Raw genomic sequence first — 3,515 nt, 5'->3', positions numbered from 1 at the left:
AGATCTCCTCACCGTTCTGATCCAAGATCGCCGGATTCTGCATCAGGTGACCAACATTACGCACGAACAGCAGGGAACGGCCGTGCAGACGCAGCTCCTCACCATCGCGGGAGGTAAACACGCGGTCCTCGTTCAGCTTACGAGTGAAGGTTCGCCCCGACTTGGTAATAGTTTTTGTCAGATTACCAACATTTAGCCCAAGCCAGTTGCGATAACCCAGAGTTTTATCCTCTGCATCCACAGCTGCCACTGAGTCTTCGAAATCGATAATTGTCGTCACTGCGGATTCAAGGTTCAGGTCCTTCACACCAGCCTTGTCAGTCTTGCCGATCGGGGACTCCGGATCGATCTGGATCTCGAAGTACAGGCCGTTGTTGCGGACCAGAATGCCGGATGGGTTGGACTCCTCACCGGCGTAGCCTGCATAGACCTCCGGGTTGCGCAGGTGAACGTCATTGCCGTCGATGGTGGCGGTGAACTGGCCGGACTCGACGGCGTACTTGGTGACGTCCTTGTGGGAGCCGGACTCCAGGGGTACTACGCGATCCAGGAACTCGCGGCCCCACTCGATGACCTTGTCGCCGCGAACCTTGTTGTAGCCGGTGCCCTTTTCCTGGCCGTTCTCCTCGGAGATGGCGTCGGTGCCGTAGAGGGCGTCGTACAGAGAACCCCAGCGGGCGTTCGCCGCGTTCAGCGCGAAGCGAGCGTTCAACGCCGAAATAACCAACTGCGGGCCGGAAGTCTCTGCGATCTCGCTATCTATGTTCTGGGTCGTAATCTCGAAGTCGCCCGGCTCGTCGACCAGGTAGCCGATCTCCTTCAGGAACGCGGTGTACTCCTCCGGATCCTGAGCACCCTTGTGGTCTTCGTACCAAGCATCCATCTTCTTCTGCAGCTCGTCGCGAGTGTTCAGCAGCTCGCGGTTGCGCGGGGTGTACTCCTCGACGATCTTGCCGAAGCCATCCCAGAACTTCTCCTGCTCCTCGGCGGAATCCTTGCCAATGACAGGAAGTACCTCGGTGTTCACGAAGTCGTAAAGGGTCTTGGCAACCTGAAGGCCGCCGGCGGTTACGCGCTCGGCACCTTGAGAAATAGCGGAATTAGAAATCAATGTAGAATAGTCCTCTCGAGAAATTATCTAGTAAAATCGGCGCATACCAAGAATATTGTTGGCTACATAATTCAGAATCATCTCCTCACTGACAGGCGCCGTTCGAAACAAACGGGCCGGCCAAAATAATTCTGAGACGCGATAATCCTTCGCAAATCCACTGTCAATCAGTTGGATTTCGTCTCTTGCATGATCCAAGAGATTAGCCAGCGCAAGGCCAGCAATTCCTGCCCCTACAATGCCAATCTTCATTTTTAGGCACTCCTTGTTTGGTCAATATAGCTCTGCCGGGCAAACACAGACCCCACCGCAACCATTAGAACCACTCCTAACGCCATGCATAGGCTTGCAATCGACAATCCGGTTAGATCGATGAGGTACCCACCTGCCAGAGGAACAACACTCGCAGCGGCATACGTACCCAAACTCAAAAGTGCTGTTGCTCCAGGCACCGAATCTTCGTCAACCTCTTGATGGATCAGTCCAAAGCTGCCCAAATTACTAATCCCTTGCCCTCCACCTATAAGTACCGCGCTTAGAATCAGGAACCATAAGCTCTGTTGCGTCATTGCTGCGCCAAAGATGCACATCGCCAACGCGATTAGCACCATAGAGAATCTGATGTGCGCAAGACTGTGGAGTCGACGGACTAGACTCTGCGCGATCGGGCTAACCGCATACATACCTCCTGCAATCAGGCCAGCACCCAGGGGGCCGCTTGTTTCACTAATTCCGTTGAGAAGTGTTGGAGACAGTGCCAAAACAATTCCAGCAGCCGTCATTCCCGGACCAAAAGCCCCAAGACCAGCAAGAACAACACGCTTGTCTTTCTTCCCCAGCCCCTTGTGGGGCAACAAGTCTCTCCTGGGCTTACGCTCCGTCTCCAGCTCTGTTCCGATCACTACCAGCGATATTGCGAGAAGGAGAGCCATAAGAACGAAAACCGTCTTCGTCGGCCATGGAGCCAACTGCGCAATCACGCCCGCAAACAGGGGCCCGGCGGCCAACCCTATTGCAATACCTAACGTAGCCGTGAGCGTAGCTTTAGAGGATTCATCCTTACTAGCCATACTTTGCACAGCAGATGGCCCTAGCACCAAGAGGGCTCCGGAGCACAGACCAGTGAGAATCCGAGCCAGTAGCAGTATTGGAATGCTTTCCGCTAAGACGTAAAAGAGACACGAAACAATACCGAGCACCACAGCCACTTGCTGCGTACGTTTCCTTCCCCAGCTATCACTGAGCCCCGGCGCTAGCAAGAAGGCTGGCGCGAGCCCTCCAAGGTACATGATGAAGATGAGCGTCAATGTCCCTGCAGAGAAGCCAATATCCGCACGCCACAGTTCCATCAGCGGGGTCGCGAGGTTCGGCAGCATGAATCCAGCCACCAACGGAAACGCATACAAAGCCAGAGGAAGTGTGCGACGTGTCATACTCCAACACTAACCCCCTGAGGGGGTTAGTTCAAGAGGTACTGTAGATTTTATGAATACTTCATCCACAAACCAGCTTCGCCAGCTTCCTTTTGTGTTTTATGGCGAGCGGCCTGCTCTTGACTTTGCGAATACCCTTCGGCGCCGTAAAGATCCGCTGCATCCTACGGTGGATCTTCTAAACGATCGTTCTGACTTCGCCAGCTGGCTTAACCAAGCTCGCCGGGCGACGTCATGGGCCCGCGAACTTCCTGAGCTTGTGGAAGCTCCAACGCCGATTGATCAGGCAAGCGTTACGGCGCTTCGCGAGGCAGTTCTACTTTTGGCAGAGCATAGCCTCGGCATGAATACGCTCTCCTCATTCGAGTTAAATTCCACAATCGATGTACTCAACGAATGGTCCACTAGGCAGCCTTTACTTCAGTTGGACGCCCAGTCCTTCCCCCCACATCCGCTTCACAGTGAAGAGTCTGATCCGAAGAAAACGCTGGCAAAGAATCTTGAGCTGGAGCAGGCATTAGGTTTTGTCGCTGCCGACGCAGTTGCACTTTTCGGAACTAATGACCGACAGCGATTAAAGATATGTGGCCACGAGCGTTGTGGAATTCTCTTCGAAGATCGCTCCAACGGTCTGCGTAGACAGTGGTGCTCAATGAAGGACTGTGGCAATCGAGCTAAAGCCCGTCGCTACTCCCATAACAAGTAGCCCGAGGCTTTAACCAGTGTCTACCCTGCACCAGTCGAAGAGAAAGGCCCCGCCCCAAGGCTCCGTTAACAGAGCCTCAGGGACGGGACCTACCTTGCAGAGGTTCGCGAGAACCAGCGCCTCCCTAGATATAACTAATTAGGCGATGCCGTTCTTTTCCTTGAACTCCAAACGACGGGCATGCAAGATCGGCTCAGTGTAACCGGCCGGCTGCTCCAGACCCTTAAACACCAAATCCTTCGCAGCCTGGAAAGCCACCGACTCA

The 3,515-nt window shown here is 54.3% G+C and carries 4 protein-coding genes; 1 reads left to right on the top strand and 3 read right to left on the bottom strand.

All coding sequences use genetic code 11. The features are described 5' to 3' along the window. The 3 genes from AC05K6_RS10115 to AC05K6_RS10105 form a co-directional block, all read right to left on the bottom strand. Positions 1 to 1,111: aldolase/citrate lyase/malate synthase family protein (locus AC05K6_RS10115; protein WP_476728466.1), on the bottom strand; the 1,111-nt coding region annotated here is incomplete at its 3' end. Between the two features lie 27 nt (positions 1,112 to 1,138). Continuing rightward, complete coding sequence (locus tag AC05K6_RS10110) at positions 1,139 to 1,363, bottom strand: NAD(P)-binding protein (RefSeq protein WP_434817028.1); 225 nt, start codon at positions 1,361 to 1,363, stop codon at positions 1,139 to 1,141. A gap of 2 nt (positions 1,364 to 1,365) precedes the next feature. Then, positions 1,366 to 2,544 (bottom strand): MFS transporter, encoded by a 1,179-nt coding sequence (locus AC05K6_RS10105; protein WP_476728465.1) that lies wholly within the window; start codon positions 2,542 to 2,544, stop codon positions 1,366 to 1,368. A gap of 52 nt (positions 2,545 to 2,596) precedes the next feature. Here AC05K6_RS10105 and AC05K6_RS10100 point away from each other — a divergent pair, with 52 nt between their 5' ends. Continuing rightward, on the top strand, positions 2,597 to 3,250 hold the full coding sequence (locus AC05K6_RS10100; protein WP_476728464.1) for a CGNR zinc finger domain-containing protein: 654 nt from the start codon (positions 2,597 to 2,599) through the stop codon (positions 3,248 to 3,250). Positions 3,251 to 3,515: the final 265 nt, after the last annotated feature.

The sequence above is a fragment of the Corynebacterium sp. TUM25020 genome (assembly GCF_056388495.1).
This window is presented reverse-complemented; position numbering and strand designations above follow the sequence as displayed.